The organism is Agrobacterium sp. CGMCC 11546 (genome assembly GCF_013365515.1).
Taxonomy (GTDB): domain Bacteria; phylum Pseudomonadota; class Alphaproteobacteria; order Rhizobiales; family Rhizobiaceae; genus Agrobacterium; species Agrobacterium fabrum.
In genome coordinates this window covers 60,822-78,146 of sequence record NZ_CP047387.1, presented here as the reverse complement: position 1 = coordinate 78,146, position 17,325 = coordinate 60,822, and the positions used below count along the sequence as shown (strand labels likewise).

At 59.8% G+C, this 17,325-nt stretch carries 14 protein-coding genes and 1 tRNA gene; 1 reads left to right on the top strand and 14 read right to left on the bottom strand.

Annotated elements, in window-relative coordinates:
* Positions 1-37: 37 nt before the first annotated feature.
* From GSF67_RS00375 to GSF67_RS00310, 14 genes are all read right to left on the bottom strand, one after another.
* Complete coding sequence (locus GSF67_RS00375; protein ID WP_006310650.1) at positions 38-736, bottom strand: orotate phosphoribosyltransferase; 699 nt, start codon at positions 734-736, stop codon at positions 38-40.
* 152 nt (positions 737-888) lie between these two features.
* The gene (gene pyrC / locus GSF67_RS00370) at positions 889-1,926 is read right to left on the bottom strand and encodes a dihydroorotase (protein WP_006310649.1); all 1,038 of its coding nucleotides are present in this window, start codon (positions 1,924-1,926) and stop codon (positions 889-891) included.
* A 110-nt stretch (positions 1,927-2,036) separates the two neighbouring features.
* The gene (locus tag GSF67_RS00365; protein ID WP_006310648.1) at positions 2,037-3,074 is read right to left on the bottom strand and encodes a 4-hydroxyproline epimerase; all 1,038 of its coding nucleotides are present in this window, start codon (positions 3,072-3,074) and stop codon (positions 2,037-2,039) included.
* A gap of 130 nt (positions 3,075-3,204) precedes the next feature.
* Positions 3,205-4,527: an alpha/beta hydrolase gene (locus GSF67_RS00360; RefSeq protein WP_006310647.1), complete on the bottom strand. Its 1,323-nt coding sequence runs from the start codon at positions 4,525-4,527 to the stop codon at positions 3,205-3,207.
* A gap of 184 nt (positions 4,528-4,711) precedes the next feature.
* Positions 4,712-6,208, bottom strand: coding sequence for an acetyl-CoA hydrolase/transferase family protein (locus tag GSF67_RS00355; RefSeq protein ID WP_006310646.1), 1,497 nt, complete (start codon positions 6,206-6,208; stop codon positions 4,712-4,714).
* Between the two features lie 297 nt (positions 6,209-6,505).
* Positions 6,506-7,306, bottom strand: a complete 801-nt coding sequence (locus GSF67_RS00350; protein ID WP_006310645.1) for a phosphodiesterase — start codon at positions 7,304-7,306, stop codon at positions 6,506-6,508.
* A gap of 64 nt (positions 7,307-7,370) precedes the next feature.
* Complete coding sequence (locus GSF67_RS00345) at positions 7,371-8,663, bottom strand: ABC transporter substrate-binding protein (protein WP_006310644.1); 1,293 nt, start codon at positions 8,661-8,663, stop codon at positions 7,371-7,373.
* 42 nt (positions 8,664-8,705) lie between these two features.
* The gene (locus GSF67_RS00340) at positions 8,706-9,527 is read right to left on the bottom strand and encodes a carbohydrate ABC transporter permease (RefSeq protein WP_006310642.1); all 822 of its coding nucleotides are present in this window, start codon (positions 9,525-9,527) and stop codon (positions 8,706-8,708) included.
* Positions 9,527-10,453: a carbohydrate ABC transporter permease gene (locus GSF67_RS00335; protein WP_035214680.1), complete on the bottom strand. Its 927-nt coding sequence runs from the start codon at positions 10,451-10,453 to the stop codon at positions 9,527-9,529. Before GSF67_RS00335 ends, GSF67_RS00340 begins: the two co-directional genes overlap by 1 nt.
* Positions 10,450-11,595 (bottom strand): ABC transporter ATP-binding protein, encoded by a 1,146-nt coding sequence (locus GSF67_RS00330; RefSeq protein ID WP_006310638.1) that lies wholly within the window; start codon positions 11,593-11,595, stop codon positions 10,450-10,452. Before GSF67_RS00330 ends, GSF67_RS00335 begins: the two co-directional genes overlap by 4 nt.
* Positions 11,596-11,812: 217 nt before the next feature.
* Complete coding sequence (locus GSF67_RS00325; RefSeq protein ID WP_006310636.1) at positions 11,813-12,625, bottom strand: class I SAM-dependent methyltransferase; 813 nt, start codon at positions 12,623-12,625, stop codon at positions 11,813-11,815.
* A gap of 180 nt (positions 12,626-12,805) precedes the next feature.
* Positions 12,806-12,882, bottom strand: a tRNA-Arg gene (locus tag GSF67_RS00320).
* Positions 12,883-13,099: 217 nt separating this feature from the next.
* Entirely contained in the window at positions 13,100-14,518 is a 1,419-nt protein-coding gene (locus GSF67_RS00315; protein WP_176072030.1) for a HAMP domain-containing sensor histidine kinase, read from the bottom strand.
* 250 nt (positions 14,519-14,768) lie between these two features.
* Positions 14,769-16,817 carry a methyl-accepting chemotaxis protein gene (locus GSF67_RS00310; RefSeq protein ID WP_006310232.1) on the bottom strand — a complete coding sequence of 683 codons (2,049 nt, stop codon included), beginning with the start codon at positions 16,815-16,817 and terminating at the stop codon, positions 14,769-14,771.
* 351 nt (positions 16,818-17,168) lie between these two features.
* Between GSF67_RS00310 and rpmH the strand changes: the two genes are divergently transcribed.
* Positions 17,169-17,306 (top strand): 50S ribosomal protein L34, encoded by a 138-nt coding sequence (rpmH, locus tag GSF67_RS00305; RefSeq protein WP_010972613.1) that lies wholly within the window; start codon positions 17,169-17,171, stop codon positions 17,304-17,306.
* The last annotated feature ends 19 nt before the right edge of the window (positions 17,307-17,325 follow it).

Sequence of the window (17,325 nt, the reverse complement as noted above, 5' to 3'; positions counted from 1 at the left end):
GAAGGCCAGCCACAAGCTGGACTGGCCGCATCCGAAATCACGATTGCGGCAATTCGCTGACACCGCCGTGCTTCGCCGACCAGGGCAGCGGATTATCGAGGAAGGCTTCAACCCCCGACAGCGTCTTTTCATCGAACAGTTTTTCAGCCCGGGCCACAGCCAGAACATCGCGCCAGGTCGTCAAATAGTGCAGCTTGACATTGCCGTTAGCGAAGCGTGCTTCGGCTTCTTCAAAGATGCCGTAATAGAAGAGCGCGATACCGTGATCGACAATGCCGCCAGCCGCGCGGATGGCGTCGATGAAGGTGAACATCGAGCCGCCAGCCGTCGTCAGGTCCTCGATGACGAGAACGCGGGCGCCTTCAGGCATATGGCCTTCGATCTGGGCGTTGCGGCCGTGACCTTTCGGCTTTTTGCGGCAATAGATCATCGGCAGGCCAAGACGCTCGGCAAGGAAAGCGGCAAAGGGAATGCCCGCCGTTTCACCGCCGGCGACACAGTCAAACTTCTCGAAACCGGCTTCGCGCATCACTGCGGCAGCTGCGAAATCCATCGCCGCCGAGCGGATGCGCGGAAAGGAGATGAGCTTGCGCATGTCGATATAAACGGGGCTCTTCATGCCTGACGCAAAAGTATAGGGGCTTTCTGAATTGAAGTGGACCGCCTTGATTTCCCACAACATCTTCGCAACCAGTTCCGCGACGACGGTGCGGTCAGTGAATGTGAAATGGTTCATAGGCGTTCTCCTTTTTCGGCCTTGGTTTATCGCTCCGAAAACCCGCATCGGTGTTCGGAAAGCACGACGTCTTTGTTCGGTATTTCGTACCCCCGCAGGCGAATGCCTTTGGATCATAACAAAACCGCCGGCAGTGCCGGCGGTCATAAAAATCAGCTTACATCCCAGTGAAGCGGGAACATCGGATCGAATACGGTCACCGGCCCGGCGCCCGTTTCGATCTTTTCGGGAAACGCCACTGCTTCCGCGCGCTTGACCAGGGTGATCGTCTCCTCGTTCGGCGCAAGACCATACCAGGCCGGGCCGTTGAGCGAGGCGAAGGCCTCCAGCTTATCGAGGGCATTGTCGTCCTCGAAGACATGGGCAAGGCAGCTCATGGTGTTGATGGAAGTATAGATGCCGGCACAGCCGCAGGCGCATTCTTTCAGCGGGTCCACATGCGGCGCAGAATCCGTGCCGAGGAAGAAGCGGGCATCACCCGACGTCGCAGCAGCCCGCAGCGCCAGACGATGCTCCTCGCGCTTGGCGACGGGCAGGCAATAATAATGCGGCTTGATGCCGCCGACCAGAATGGCGTTGCGATTGATGATGAGATGATGGGTAGTGATGGAGCCGGCAAGATTGGCCTTGGAAGACTTGATATAGTCCGCACCATCGCGGGTGGTGATGTGCTCCATCGTCACCTTCAGCTCCGGCAGGCGCTGGCGCAGGGGCTCCAGAACCGTATCGATGAAGGCCTTCTCGCGGTCGAAAATATCGACCTCTGGCGTCGTCACCTCGCCATGCACGCAGAGCGGCAGGCCGATCTTCGCCATGCGTTCCAGAACCGGCATCGCCTTGTTGAAATCGCGCACGCCGCCGTGAGAATTGGTGGTCGCACCCGCAGGATAGAGCTTTACGGCGGTGATGAGGCCGCTTTTTTTGCCTTCTTCCACGTCGTCGGCGTCGGTATCCTCGGTCAGGTAGAGGGTCATCAGCGGCTCGAAACGATCGCCTGCCGGGATAGCCTTGACGATGCGTTCGCGATAGGCGCGGGCATCGGCGGTGGTGACGACGGGCGGCACCAGGTTCGGCATGATGATGGCGCGGGCGAAATGGCGGCTCGTATCCCCGATCACCCCTTCCAGCATGGCGCCATCACGAAGATGCAGGTGCCAGTCATCAGGGCGGCGCAGGGTGAGCGACTTCATCGGGATACCTCGGAGCATGATGGAATTGCGCCCGCTTAGCATCTTTTGTCGCGGGAAAACAGCCGCCAGAGGTCATCGGGCGGCTGTAAATGTCATTTTTTTGAAGCGTGTCAGATACCGCCCGCTTCCGGACCCCACACATCGGTCATGGCGAAACCATCGCCCAGCGGGTCGAAAGGATCGAGGCCAACCTGATGCAGACCGAAGGTGAAGCCGCGCCCGGCAATGGTGGGAATGACGGCCGGACGGCCGGCCACTTCGGTAACGGCGGAAAGGCCGACATCGAATTCCGACCCGATGATCGAGCGGGATTTATATTCGTCTCCCACCTTCACCTTGCCGCGCGCATAAAGCGTGGCAAGATTGGCGGAATTGCCGGTGCCACAGGGCGAGCGATCCGCGCGGCCCGGCCACATGGTCGTGCAGGTGCGGATCGAGCCGTCGGCATCCACATCCCGGAACATGACATAAGCGACCCCGGAAATGGCAGGGATTTCCGGATGAACGACGGTCATTTCACGGTTGACGAGGTCCTTCAGAGTCATACCGGCGGCAACGAGTTTCGCAGCATTGGCCTTCTCAATGGTGAGGCCGATCTGGCGTACATCGACGAGTGCGTAAAAAATGCCGCCGTAGGAAATGTCCATCGTCACCCTGCCCCATTCGGGCGTGCCGATGCTGACATCCAGCTCATGCACGAAGGACGGAACCATGGTCAGCTTGACCTTTTCGCAGCGTCCGTCACGGCAGGTGGCCGTCGCTTTGACGAGACCGGCGGCCGTTTCCAGAATAATGACGGTTTCCGGCTCCTGCATCTCGACCATGCCGCTTTCCAGAAGCGCGGTCGTCGCGCAAATGGAATTCGAACCGGAACTGGCATGCGCCTGATCCGGCTGCAGAATGACGAAGGCGGCATGCGCATCCGGATGTTTCGGCGGCAGGAGGAGATTGACCGACCCCATGGGCGTGCCGCGCGGCTCCAGCGTCAGGAAGCGGCGCAAGGCTTCTCCTTGCGGATCGGTGTTCATCCAATGCAATTGCTCGGCCACCGTGTTGCCGGGGATTTTCGGTGCGCCGCCGGTGACGACACGGCCGATTTCGCCTTCGCAATGAACATCGAGAAGCTGGAGGGTGCGTTTCCAACGCATGGGGGTCTACTCCGGAAGTTGGGTTGTTAGCCCGACCATACAGATAAAAATACAAGCTGTATACAAATCTGCGGGGGTACGGTGACAAAAACGCCTGACGTTTCCGCCACCCCCGGGCCGCAACGTGGCTTTAGCGACTACGGCACTCCGCCCGGTTTCGATTGGCGGCGGCATCGCAGTTGACCCTTGACGACTGAAGCGCCTGATCGTCCACCACGGAACCGGCCGTATCACCCACCGACCCGACAGTGTTTTCGACGGAACGCCCAAGCCGCTCCACCTGCCTGCCATAATTTTCCCGCGTGCGTGGATCGAACACCGCAATCGGCGCGCTGACCACCACGCTGGCCGCCGTTCCGACGGTTTGCGCCGCGCCGATGCTGACAGCACCCAGCGCTTCGCCCAGACCGACGTCGGAATCCGTCACCGTCTGGCCGGCAATGAGACGGTCGCCGATCAGGCGGACGACCTCGGGGCTCTCGGCAAATTTACCGTGGTTCAGACGGTCACCGGATTGCAGCTTGGTGAGATCGAGAACCGTGATGCCCGCCTTTTCCAGCTGGCTGCGATAGGGCTCGACGGATGGATCAATCTGGCCCAGCCGATCGACATTGCCGGAAATGCGGCGCGACAGGCTGAGCGCGCGGTCATCCTGCGAGACGAAGAGCGTGAATTTAGGCGGCGTCTTGCCGAGGCTGGTGAACTGCCGGCTGAACACATCCACATCGAGATCAGGCGCAGCCAGAATGACATTACCGATCTTCGGATCAACGCGGCCGTTACGGATCGCCATCTGGCGCAACGCCTCAACCGCAAGCCAGGTGCCCATGGAATGCGCCATCACGGTGACCTCACCGATCGACTTGTCTCGTGCGAGGCGGGTCAACATTTCCTCAAGCGCATCGCGCGAGTAATTGGTGCTTTCCTTGTCGTAATTATAGTCGAAAATACTGGCTCGCGACGGCCAAGTGAAAACCACGGGTACCACATCCGAGCCGGAATCATAGACGATCTGGGCAAAGCGATAGACGGATTCCTCGTAACGGTTATTAAAACCGTGCACGAAGACCAGTACGCGGCGATCTTTCTGAATATGCTTGCTGATCCAGCTTTTTGTCTCCGCTTCGGAACGAATGGGCTCTACGGCTACCGTCGTGAAATCTTTCAGCGGGTTGGGCGGCAGCTTCTTCGGCCATTGCACCTGTCCGACCTTGCGGTTGGCCTTGGGCGGAATGGAAATGGTGACGGCATCGACCTTCAGGCCCGTTCCGCGTTCACCGCCGAAAAGCACGGCTGCATTTTCGGACGGCGCCCGCGTGGTGGCGACGAGAAGGTTGACCGGCGTCGTGCCCGCCACCGTCTGCCCCGTCGGCGTCATGACCCCGATGGGACGCCCGCCGCAGCCTGCAAGCAGGGCGACAATGGCGATTACGGCCACGAAACGAATGGGCATCACATCACTCTCCTACAACCCAGAGGCAGCCGGATAGCGGCCAGGGGGATAGGATTTTCTACCGGAGGCGGAACTGCCGCGCCAGCAACCAACTGGGATCAGCGACACTTTCCGCCCCGGTGTGTCCGAACGGACCCAATTGCCGGGCGACAGGCCGGAGGCTCGGCCGCCGGAAAACGCCCGCCTATCGCTGCGGCAGCATGGTGCCTCTTTCCCGAAGCGCATTGTGCCATGACAGCGCTTCTTCGATGAGATGCGGCGTGTGCCCACCCCGCGCCGCCGCCCGCTGGTAATAATCCGTCAGCGCATCACGATAGCTGGGATGCACGCAGTTTGCGATGATGACCGCTGCGCGTTCGCGGGGCGCGAGACCACGCAGATCGGCGAGGCCCGTTTCGGTGACCAGAATATCAACATCGTGTTCGGTATGGTCGACATGGCTGACCATGGGCACGACGCTGGAAATGGCGCCGCCCTTGGCGATGGATTTCGTAACGAAGATGGACATGTAAGCGTTGCGGGCAAAATCGCCCGAACCGCCGATGCCGTTCATCATGTGGGTGCCACCGACATGAGTGGAATTGACGTTTCCGTAAATATCGAATTCCAGCGCGGTGTTGATGCCGATGATGCCGAGGCGGCGGATGACTTCCGGATGGTTGCTGACTTCCTGCGGGCGAAGGATCAGTCTGCTCTTATACTCGGCCAATCGCGGCATGACCTGCTCGTTCATGGCGGAGGAGAGCGTGATTGACGAACCGGAGGCGAAGGTCAGCTTGCCCGCATCGAACAGTTCGAAGGTCGAATCCTGCAGGACCTCCGAATACATTTTGAGATCGTGAAACGGCGTATCGATGAACCCGTGCATCACGGCATTGGCGATGGTGCCGATGCCTGCCTGCAACGGCTGGAGTTCATGCGTCATGCGGCCATGACGGACCTCATTCAGCAGGAATTCGGTGAGATGGCCGGCAATCGCCTTCGTCTCGTCATCCGGCGGCAGCACCGTTGAAAAACTGTCGCTCTTGTCGCTCAGCACGATGGCAGCGATCTTCTCCGGCGGCACCGGAATGAAAGGCAGGCCGACACGGCTATCCGTCGCCACGACGGGGATGGGCATGCGGGTCGGGCGCTTGGCGGGAATGAAGATATCATGCAGCCCTTCCAGCACCTCGGGCTGCGACAGGTTGATCTCGACGATGACCTTATCGGCCAGAATGGCGAAACTTGCGGAATTACCAACCGAGGTGGTGGGTACGATGCCGCCTTCCGCCGTGATTGCCACCGCCTCGACAATGGCGATATCAACGCCATGGATCTGACCGCCGCGCAACTGCTCCACCGTTTCGGACAGATGCTGATCGATGAACATCACCCTGCCATCATTGATCGCCTTGCGCAAAGCCGGATCGGACTGGAACGGCATGCGGCGCGCCAGCATGCCCGCCTCGACCATGGTCTTGTCGAGATCATTGCCGAGTGAAGCGCCGGTCATCAGGGTGATTTTCATGGGGTTCGTCTTGGCGCGCTCGGCCAGTGCCAGCGGCACGGCCTTGGCTTCACCGGCACGCGTAAAACCGCTCATGCCTACCGTCATGCCATCCTGAATGAGACTGGCGGCCTCTTCGGCGCTGACGATCATGTTCAAGAGGGACGCGTTGCGGATACGCTTTTCAAGCATGCACTTCTCCATGATCTGTCATCACGATGGCACCGCTTTCGGTTGGCCACCTCTCGGGCGACTATGGCGTGCAGTTTCATCGATGAAACTGACATAGATCAAGGGTGTGAACGCAACCATGGCTTTCGCACATAAATCCCGTTCAACACATCGCAAGTGGCGCATCGGCGCGACAGGCTGAGAGGTCTTCAGACAGTCGCAGCTTCCTGATCGGCGCAAGACTTCCGCCAAGCCTCGCCATCGCCGACAAGCAACAAGGCGGAGGCGCCTCATCGCTGCCGGTAAAATCGCCCTGCGTCAGGGGCCTTCGCAGACCGGCGCCTGGCCCAGAACGGGCTGCCCAACTTCCGCATCATAGGCGCGCAGACCGAATGCACCGAGGCTTATGACCCGGTAGCAGGGATTGCCGCCGGTCCACAGTGGATCGACAACATCGATATCGGTGATGAAACGATGCGCGCAGGCCTGACCGGAACTATAGGCAATGCCCTCCGCCGTCGTGCCTGCCATCGGCACATGGATATGGCCGAAAATAATATGGCGTATGCCGGCCGGGTGTGCCGCGAGGCGGCGCATGACAGCGCCGCCATCATGCATGCCGATATGTTCGAAATGGCGGATGCCACAATCCATCGGCGGGTGGTGAATGAACACCGTCACCGGCAGCTCGTCCGCGCTTTCCAGCGCACTCTCCAGCCATGTCAGACGATCCGCGCCATAGATGCCGCCGATGACATCGGCTTCGTGGCTGTCGAGAAACAGCAGGCGGCCGAAATCCGTATCGATGAAGGACTGGATATAGCCATTATCGTCGCGCGGCTGTGCCGGGAAAGCTGCGACGAATTCCGGGCGGCGGTCGTGATTGCCGAGCATCAAACGCGTGGGAATGGAGACGGGCGCGAGGATATCGCGCAGCAGCTCGTAGGCTTCCGGCTCGCCGTAATTGCAAAGATCGCCCGTCATGACAAGAAGATCGGCGTCGGCATGTTTTTCGACGATATCGGCGATTGCCGCGCGCAGCTGCTTTTCCGGGTCCACGCCGTTTATCGCGATGCCGGGCGGCAGAAGATGGGTGTCGGTGATCTGGATGATCTTCATTATCATTTTCCTACGCAAAATGGCTGCGGGAATGGATTTCCCCGCAGCCTCTTTTTTGTTCTGCTTATTTCAGCAGGGCGTTGGTCTGCTCGACGATCTGCTTGAGACCGGCTTCCGGCGTCACTTCACCGCGCATGACGGTGCCGATGATGTCGCGCTGGGTGCGCCAGATGCGAACGGAATCGCCGCCCGGATAACCGGCCCAGGGCAGAGAACGATCGGCCTGAAGCGAAGCGGTCTTCACATTCGGGTTCTCGACATAATAAGGAGCGAGGAAGTCCGGGCCGGTTGCCAGCTTGTTGGTCGGCAGGTAGCCGGTGATGCGAACGATGGTGTTCTGCGCTTCTGGACCGGTGATCCACTTCAGGTATTTCCACGCAGCATCCTGCTTGGCTTTTTCCTGCGTCAGGATGACGGCAGAGTTGCCGCCGGTCGGCACGCCGCCCTTTTCCTTGTTATCGAGCGGGAAGGTCGCCGTCTTCAGCTTGAAGCGGTCGCCAACCAGACCCTGGATCGTCTGAACGTGAGCGGGCGTCGAGAAGATGAAGCCGGTGAGGCCTGCGCCGAACTGCTGGCGCGACTGGTCCCAGTCGAGCAGGTTCTGACCACCTTCGGTAACGAACTGGCGGGTCATCTTCAGGGCGTTTAGGCCGATCTCGTTGTCGAAGGCAACGGTCTTGGTCTTGTCGTCGACGAGCTTGCCGCCCTGTTCGACAACGAGCGCCTGCCACAACCAGTCATCCGGCCAGCCGTTGATATCGTAGCTCATGCCAGCGAATTTCGGGTCGAGAGCCTTGATCTTCTTGGCGAGAGCGATGAGCTCCGGGAAGGTCGTCGGCATCTTGTCCGGGTCGCCGCCAGCCTTGGTGACGAGGTCGGAGTTGATGTAGATGATCGGCGAAGAAGCATTGACCGGCAGGCCGTATTGCTTGCCATCGATCTGACCGAGTGCGGCCATCTTTGGGCTGTAGTTCTTGTCGAGGAAGGCCTGACCGCCTTCAGCCTGAATGAACGGGCCGAGATCGGTGATCTGGTTGCGCGGTGCAAGCGTGTGGACCAGTTCCGCCGTCAGATTGTAGCCCGAGAAATAAACGTCCGGCAGATTGCCCGTGACAGCGGAGCGCAGAACCTGCTGCTGGCCTTCATTATAACCGGCGGCCGGAGCGAGGAAGTTGATCTTCACGTCAGGGTTCTTCTTCATGAATTCATCGGCCAGCGGCTGATGGAATTTCGTGAAGCCCGGCAGGTTGTAAAGAACGTTGAGCGTGATTTCGTTGGCCAGAACCGGCTGTGCGAGGCCAGCAAAAGCCATGCCAAGAGCCAGACCGCCCATCACAGCGCGTCGGTTGAGTTTCATGTCAGTCTCCAGAAAGGTTGGGAGGAGGAAGTCTGAACGGCATCACTTGACGCCGGTCATGGTAATACCGGCGATGAAGTGCCGCCGTGCGAGGAGGAAGCACAGCACCATCGGCGCGGTAATCAGTGTGGCGCCCGCCATCAGCGCACCGTAATTCGCGCCGGATTCGACATCGGCGAAAAGCATCATGCCAAGCGGCGGCGGGGCGAGATTGGTGTCGGAGATGACGATCATCGGCCAGTAGAGATCGTTCCAGTGGGCAACGAGCGAAAAGATCGAGAAAGCCGCAAGCGACGGCAAAGAGCCGCGAAGCACCAGCCCCCAGCAGATCTCCATTTCCGAGAAACCATCCATACGGGCAGCCTCGATGATTTCATCGGGGTAGCTGCGGAAGGACTGGTTGAACAGGAAGATGGCGAAGACCGAAAGAAAGAACGGCATCATCATCGCGAAATAAGTATTCAAAAGCTGCGTCTTGGCCAGACCGACGAAGAGCGGCAACGCCAGCGCCTGGATGGGCACGCAGAGCGCTGCGATGACGAGACCCAGCAGCAGCTTGCGTCCCGGGAAGCGGAGTTTTGCCAGAGCATAGGCCGCCGGAACCGATGTGAGGATTTGCACGACGAGAATGCCGACGCAGACGATGACGCCGTTCAGCATGAAGCGTGCCATCGGCACCTGACCTGCCGCCCGGGCGTAATTGTCGGCCGCGTCGAATTTCTGCGGAATGGGCCAGAGCGAGACGTCGAATATTTCCGCCGGCGAGCGGATAGACGTCAGCGCCATCCAATAGAACGGCAGGAGCATCACGAAAGCGCCCAGCGCAAGGACGAGATGCGGGAAATATTTGCGGAATACGGCCATCAGTAATGCACCTTCCGGTCCATATGCAGCGTCTGGCCAATCGACAGGATCAGCACGATGACGAGGAAGATAATCGTCAGCGCGGCGGCATAACCGGTGTTGGAATATTCGAAGCCTTCGAGATAAAGATCGAACAGCAGTGTTTCCGACCCGGAGCGGCCCTTGGTCAGCACGGCGACCGTCTCAAACACCTTGAAGGCAGAGATGGAGGTGGTGACGACCACGAACATGGTGGTCGGTCCGAGCATCGGCCATGTCACCGTCAGGAACCGGTCAACCGGGTTCTTTGCACCATCGAGCCGCGCCGCCTCGTGCAGATCCTTCGAGATGGCGGTGAGGCCGGCGAGGAAGAGCACCATGTTGAAGCCCAGAACCTGCCAGATGCCCATCAACGCCATGGTGGGAATGAGGAGAACGGGGTTGGAGAGGAAGGCGACGGGCTCGAAACCCAGCCATTTGATCGCCGCGTTCACCGGGCCGAGCGAAGGGTGCAGCAGGAACTGCCACACGGTCGCCATGGCAACGAGAGTTGCGGTGACGGGAAGGAAATAGGCCACCTCCCAGAAGGCGCGGCTGCGCTTGCGGTTATAGACCAGCAGGGCCACCCCGAGTGCGAGAAACACGCCGAAGGGAATGACGATGATCGCATAGAGGGCGGTGTTCGCCAGCGCGCGCAGGAAAACCGGATCCTGAAACGCTTTCACGAAATTGCCGAGGCCAATGAAGCGGGTGGAGAGTGCCCCAAGCCGGTAATCCGTGACGGAAAAACCGGCAAGAACGAACATCGGAACGATATAGATGGCCAGCAGCAGCAGGCCTGCGGGCGCTGCAAACATCAGGCCGCGCCACATCATCCGTCGGTCCGCCTTCGGCAGGCGCAAGCGAGACTTGGCACGCAGGGGCGTAGAGATATCGACAGCCGTCATGCCGGCACCCGCTGACGCACCGTCACCTTGCGGCGCAGGCCATCGGCCGCGAAAAGATGCGCGCGTTCCGGTGCAAAGCCCAGGTTCATCATGCCATCTGCATCGGCACCCAGCACCTCATCCGCGCCTTGACGCAGGGTCATGGATACGGTCTCGTCGCTCAGCAGGCGGCAGCTCACGAAACGGTCGGCACCGTGGGTTTCGCTGCGCACCACACGGACGGTGAAACCGTCTTCGCCCGGCCGCAGATCCTCGGCACGAAGGCCGAGCGTCGCCGGGCCGGCATCACGGCCCGCACCCTCGATGCCCAGATCGCGTCCGAAAGCCGTGATCCTGCCCTGCGCATCGATTTCGACCGGCAGCAGGTTGATCGATGGCGTGCCGATAAACCGTGCGACGGTCAGTGTCGCGGGTTTGCGGTAAAGCTCGTCGGGCGTACCGAGCTGTTCGATGCGCCCTTCCGACATCAGCGCGATGCGGTCAGACATGGTCATGGCTTCGATCTGGTCATGGGTAACATAGATGAAGGTCGCGCCGAGCCGGCGGTGCAGGCCCGCCAGTTCCTCGCGCATATGGGCGCGGAGCTTGGCGTCGAGGTTGGAAAGCGGCTCATCCATCAGGAAGGCTGCGGGTGAGCGCACCAGCGCCCGGGCAAGCGCCACACGCTGGCGCTGGCCACCGGAAAGCTGCGCCGGCTTGCGATCCAGCAGATGCGCGATCTGCAGCGTCTCGGCAGCCTGTTCGACAGCGGCATCAATCTGCTTCAACGTTTCCGCGGGCGCGGCAAACCGTCCGATCAGCGGCAGGCGGGCAGCGAAAGGCAGACGCCGCATGCGCAGCGGCGTCGCAATATTCTGGCGCACGCTCATATGCGGATAAAGCGCATAGGACTGGAACACCATCGCCAGATTGCGATCGCTCGGATCGAGCTCCGTCACATCCTGCCCGCCGATCGAAACCGAACCGCGATCCGGCGATTCCAGGCCCGCAATGATGCGCAGCAGCGTGGACTTGCCGCAACCAGACATGCCGACGAGCGACAGGAATTCCCCTGGACGAATGGAAAGATCGATCTCTTTCAGAACATCGTCAGCCCCGAAGCCCTTGCCGATTCCTGAAAGTTCAAGTGATTGTGGCGTCATTCTGCGCTCCTTTTCTGAAGCGCATATGCTTATATTGTATGACAATATGACGAAGGTTTGGGGAAAGTTCTATGACACTCGAAAGCCCGATAATCTCGGGCAATCGGAAAACGTTACGGTATAGACCTCCACCTAAAGCCACTAATATTTAGGGGGATATTCCGACGTGTTTTCAGCACGCTTCTATCGGCTGGAAAACCGGGTCGGTGGCTCCGAACTATACGGCGGCGAGAATCACATGAGCCTGAATCTTGGCTGCCACCTCGTCCTTACCATGCCGGGCTTCAATTGCGGCAGCGGCGCAATCCGTCGCTGCATTGAGCTTCCCCGGTGCCCTCGCCTCTATTTCCGTCCGCAGAACCGTTCCCTGACAATAGGCGACGGCCGGAATGCGCGGTGACGGGGCGCGGCTTTGCGCCGCCACCGTCTCGATGGTCACACGGGAAAAACCGGCATTCTCCAACTCGCGGCGTATCAACACCGTATCATGATAACCGTGTGGGGTGCGGGCCATGAAGCGCGGGGGATCATCGGGGAAAAGCCCGGCAAGGGCGTTCGTCACATCATCCGCGAAGTGATTTTCCTCGATGCGATCCCATACGTTGAATAAATAATGCCCGCCGGGCTTCAAAACCCGCTTTGCCTCGCGATAGGCGGACAGGCGGTCATTAAAGAACATCGCACCGAACTGGCAGAAAACCAGATCGAAAACAGCATTTTCAAAAGGCAGAAGCTGAGCATCCGCCTGTCGCCATTTTATACGGTTGTCGGGTGCCTGTTGCGCTGCTGCAAAATCGAGCATCGGCTGATTGAGGTCGGTCACCACGTAATGTGCCGCTGGCAATAATCGGGGAATCATTTCCCGCGTGACGGCCCCGGTGCCCGCGGCGATTTCCAGAACGTCAATCGGCATCAAGGCAGCCGCGCGCCGCGCCAGATCAGCAGCGAATGGCGCAAAGATCAACGGCACCATATAGCGGTCGTAATTTTCCGGAATCGAACCCGCAAACACCTTGTCCGCTTCCAACATGGCTTTCACTCCGGGCCATCTGATGAGCGGAAGACTTTAACATATATTCGGGATGTTCGGAATTCATTCGGCCTTGCGAGGCTTCGATATCAACGCAGGCGGAGCAGGATTTGAAGATACCGGCTCGGGCTTGCGACAACGAGTGTCACATCTTGGAAACTGCTTTTAAGGGAAAAGAAATGGCGCACCCGAAGAGATTCGAACTCCTGACCCCCAGATTCGTAGTCTGGTGCTCTATCCAGCTGAGCTACGGGTGCGTGCCGTTCCGGTCGTTTCCGGTGGCGTGGCGATCCTCTAAAACGTCCTCATTCCGAATGCAAGCGATTTCGTTTCGAAATTGTCATTTTTCCGCAGCAATTCGCGTATCTCATTGATTATATTGTAAATTCCATCCAGGCTGTTTTTCGCGGGCCTGATCGGGCCTTGATTCCGCCGGAGATAATGGCTTTCCGAACCTGCAGCCGGGCGGGTTTTTCAGGCGGTTCTGGCTGCCTGTATGGAGGCGGCGCGGTCGGCGATTTCGATACGGAACTGCGTGCCGGGACCGGGCTTTTCGACAAGCGCGATCGTGCCGCCATGGGCGAGCACGAGTTCGCGTGCTATGACCAGCCCGAGGCCCGTGCCGCCGGAACGGGCCGATCCCCTGAAAGCGGAGAACAGGTTCTCCTTGGCCTTGCGCGGCATTCCCGGCCCATTGTCGTCTATGACGATGCTGACAACGCTGCCGGCCCTCTGGGCCGAGATGGAAAGATGCCTTGGTGCCGCATTCGCCACGTCGGATTGCAGGGCCTGGACAGCATTGCGACAGAGATTGTGGATCACCCGGAAAAGCTGTTCGGAATCCGCATCCACCGTCAGATCGGGGGGGACGCTGTCGTGAAACTCGATGCCGCTATCCGGATCGAGCGCCAGAATATCGCGTACATCCCGCACCAGCAGGCTCAATGGCACCATCTTGCGTTTTGGCGCCCCCTCCGTTGCCTGACCATAGGCCAGAACCTCACCCGTATAGGCCACGGCACGGTCGATGGTGCGCAGCAGTTTCGGCGCGAAGCTCCTGACCATCGGGTCCTTGGCGTCGACCAGACGGTCTGACATGAGCTGGGCGGAGGAGAGGATATTGCGCATATCATGGTTGATCTTTGACACGGCAAGGCCAAGATCCACGAGGTTCTTCTGCTGCCGCAGCGTTTTCTGCAACTCCGTCTGCATGTCGGCGAGATGGCGGCCCGCAACCGACAGTTCGTCGGTTCCCTCCTCCGGCACGAAAATCCGCTCGGGATTGCCCGGATCTTCCGAAAAATTCTGCATGCCGAGCGTCAGCCGGCGTATCGGTCGGATCATGATGCGGTTGATGGAAATGAAGATCAGGCCCGCGGTGACCAGCGACAGCACGATGGAAATCAGGAAGACATTACGGGCATAGGCAAGCATCGCCGCTCGCAGCTTGTTTTCGCCCAGCACCAGCTCGATGATCGTGTCGCTGTCTCCCACCACATCGAAGACGCGGATGACGCGGTTGCCGCCGAACAGCAGGGTGGAAAAGGCGTCCCGCACCGCCGCCACCTGCGAAACATCGGAAAGATCATATTGCTCGTCGACGCCGGGCGGTGTTTCCGCTACGGCCAGCAGGCGCGACGTACCGTCCTTGCGCAGGGCGATTAGCTTCGCTCCGGTTGCCATCAGCGTGTCGTTCTGCACGCTTCTCGGCAGTTCAGCCTGCAGGCCATCGATGACAGCACCGGCAGCGGCGGCCGTGTTCAGACGGTCACGCAGCCAGGAAAGACGCATATTGGCGACGGAAGGCACGAAAATCAGCACTTCGGCGATCATCACGAAAATCACGGTCAGCAGCAGCAGCCGCCCGGAAAGGCCAGCGGTCAATCCCGGCATGCAATGCACCGGATCGTCTTGCGTGCGGTCCAAGCTGTCTACGCCTTTAGAAAACACCGGGCCATGATCCTGTATGCGCGCCGCTGCTTGCGTGGAACGGCTCGGTTTATATGCAGCAACGATAATAGGACCTAATGGATATTTTTCCAATGCGCTGCAAAACAAACGTTTTCAGTGCCGGAAAAACGAACGCCGCCCGAAAGGGGCGGCGCTTGAGGCTAAGCCGGTTTGAGGCAAAACGGTAGGTCGTCTAGAATTCCTGCCAGTCGCCATGCGCCGGGGCTGCGGCGGGCTGGGCATTGAGCGCACGGCTGACGCTGTTCATCAGCTTACGCGCCGGAGACGACACGGCCGCCGTCCTGCCGGAGACAGCAACCGGCCCGGAGGATGCCGTCATCGGCCGCAAGGGCTGCTCCATACGGTGGCTTCGATGCGCCGTCTCGGTGCCGACATTGAAGCGCGTCACCAGTGTTACGAGATGGTCCGCCTCGCTGCTCAGCTTATGGGTCGCGGCCGAGGTCTCCTCCACCATGGCGGCGTTGCGCTGCGTCACCTGGTCCATCTGGTTGATGGCAGTATTCACCTCGTGCAGACCGGTGGACTGCTCCCTGGCGGCCGTGGCGATCGAATGGATATGCTCGTTGATGGCGAGAACGCGGGTCTCGATCTCGCTCAACGCGCTGCCCGTTCTCTGCACCAGCGACACACCGCGGCCAACCTCCTCGCCGGATTTGGTGATCAGCGCCTTGATGTCCTTCGCCGCGGTTGCGGAACGCTGCGCCAGTTCGCGCACTTCCTGGGCGACGACGGCAAAGCCCTTGCCAGCCTCGCCCGCACGCGCCGCTTCCACACCGGCATTCAGCGCCAGCAGGTTGGTCTGGAAGGCGATCTCATCGATTACGTTGATGATCTGGCTGATTTCGCGCGAGGCGTGCTCGATGCGATCCATGGCGGAGACGGCATCGCGCACGACACTGGCGGATTCTTCCGTCTTCTGTTTGGTTTCGGCGACCATGGCGCTGGCTTCCTGCGCACGATCGGTGGAATTACGCACGACGGCGGTTATTTCGTCCAGCGCGGCGGAGGTTTCCTCCAGTGCGGCTGCCTGCTGTTCCGTCCGCTTGGACAGGTCGTCGGCGGCCGAGCGCAGCTCGTTGGCGTTGCCGCTGATGCCTTCCGTGCTGCCGCGCACTTCACGCATCGTCTCGCGTAGCTTGGTCAGCGTCTGGTTGACGTTCTCCTTGAGTTCGGCGAAGACGCCGCGGAAGTCGCCGTCCATCTTTTCTGTCAGGTCACCACGCGCCAGACCTTCGATGACGCGGCTGGTCTCGGAGACGCCGTTGTCTACCCCGATGAGCAATGCATTGATCGTTGTTGCGAAACGGTTGAGGTTGTCGTCGCCATAATCCTTGTTGATACGGCGGCTGAAATCACCCCCTGCCGCAGCATCCACAACGACAGCCATGCCGGCCTGAAGATCGTCGCTCTTGGCGCGCATGGCGGTTTCCTGCGCGTTCATGCGGCGTACTTCGCGGCCGTTCTTTTTGAAGACTTCAACAGCCGCCGCCATTTCACCGATCTCGTCGTTCTGGCCGAGATAGGGCACATCCGCGTCCAGATTTCCGTCAGCCACGGCGTTCATCACTTCCGAAACCCTGCGGATCGGCGCACTCAATTGCCGTGCTCCAATATAAAGACCGAAGGCCGCGCCGGCCAATATGCCACTGCCGGTGACGGTGATGACCAGCCAGAATGTTGTCGTTACAAAACCGTCGATGCCGGCCTTGACGGCCTCAAGCTCGGCAATGTCGTTCTTCACGACGGCGTCGATTTCCGCCTGATAGGCTTTGCGGTTGGCCCGGTTCGCCTCGTTGTTGCCCTGCTGGTTGGCCGCCTGCGGGCCAGCTTCACGGGCAAGCCGCGCGGTCTCCAGGCGGAAGGTCTTGAACTCCTTGAAGCGGCTGGAGAGATTATCGAAGGTTGCCTTCTGTTCCGCCGGAACGAGAGGGGTCCATGTGGCGATCAGCTTCTCCATGGCATCGAGGTTCTTGACGATGCCGTCCGCGAAGGGCCCCGCCTTTTCGATATCGGTAGCGGCATAGACCCCGCGCGCCTCCATCACGACCGCGGTGACCAGTCGGTTGAGCGCCTCGCCCTTATAGGCGCGCTCCGCCGCCTTTTCATATTCGACCGTGCGGACCCGGAATTCGCTGACCGCATAGATGGATAGTCCACCGATGGTACAGGCCACAAGGCTCATCAGCCCGACAAGTAGATTGATACGACCGCGAATTCTCAATTTCGTTCCCCCAACAAAAACCAGCGCCAAGATGAAAATGGGACGCTGGCATAACTTTTCGCGTCACAAGATTTATCAATGCCGCGTTAAGAAAGAATTTCGTATTTTATCGGTTACGCATGGAAATGCGTGCGCACGGCCCGCCGAGGAAGCGAACCTCATGCGCTTTTCCGCAAAAGGTGAAGTGCTAAAACCCCTCCGGCAATTGACTTTGCTCGGCCTATGCCCTTATAAGCCGCGCACGCTCGGCCATAGAAAGCTCGCCCAGGCGGGGTTAGCCGTGCAAAAAACGAAACGCTGTTGCAAATAATTGCAAATTCAAGAAGGGCCGCACACCGCGGTATTAAATAAATGTCTAAGCGTACTTTCCAACCGTCCAAGCTTGTTCGCAAGCGTCGTCATGGTTTCCGTGCCCGCATGGCTACTGCCGGCGGCCGCAAGGTTCTCGCAGCCCGCCGTGCGCGCGGCCGCGCACGTCTGTCGGCTTAATTGCCGAGCCTGTGGCCCG

Coding starts and splice junctions, on each gene's coding strand:
- rpmH (WP_010972613.1), top strand. CDS start 17,169: ATGTCTAAGCGTACTTTCCAACCGTCCAAGCTTGTTCGCAAGCGTCGT.
- GSF67_RS00360 (WP_006310647.1), bottom strand. CDS start 4,527: ATGCCCATTCGTTTCGTGGCCGTAATCGCCATTGTCGCCCTGCTTGCA.
- GSF67_RS00325 (WP_006310636.1), bottom strand. CDS start 12,625: ATGTTGGAAGCGGACAAGGTGTTTGCGGGTTCGATTCCGGAAAATTAC.
- GSF67_RS00340 (WP_006310642.1), bottom strand. CDS start 9,527: ATGGCCGTATTCCGCAAATATTTCCCGCATCTCGTCCTTGCGCTGGGC.
- GSF67_RS00355 (WP_006310646.1), bottom strand. CDS start 6,208: ATGCTTGAAAAGCGTATCCGCAACGCGTCCCTCTTGAACATGATCGTC.
- GSF67_RS00365 (WP_006310648.1), bottom strand. CDS start 3,074: ATGCGTTGGAAACGCACCCTCCAGCTTCTCGATGTTCATTGCGAAGGC.
- GSF67_RS00375 (WP_006310650.1), bottom strand. CDS start 736: ATGAACCATTTCACATTCACTGACCGCACCGTCGTCGCGGAACTGGTT.
- pyrC (WP_006310649.1), bottom strand. CDS start 1,926: ATGAAGTCGCTCACCCTGCGCCGCCCTGATGACTGGCACCTGCATCTT.
- GSF67_RS00345 (WP_006310644.1), bottom strand. CDS start 8,663: ATGAAACTCAACCGACGCGCTGTGATGGGCGGTCTGGCTCTTGGCATG.
- GSF67_RS00315 (WP_176072030.1), bottom strand. CDS start 14,518: ATGCCGGGATTGACCGCTGGCCTTTCCGGGCGGCTGCTGCTGCTGACC.
- GSF67_RS00350 (WP_006310645.1), bottom strand. CDS start 7,306: ATGAAGATCATCCAGATCACCGACACCCATCTTCTGCCGCCCGGCATC.
- GSF67_RS00330 (WP_006310638.1), bottom strand. CDS start 11,595: ATGACGCCACAATCACTTGAACTTTCAGGAATCGGCAAGGGCTTCGGG.
- GSF67_RS00335 (WP_035214680.1), bottom strand. CDS start 10,453: ATGACGGCTGTCGATATCTCTACGCCCCTGCGTGCCAAGTCTCGCTTG.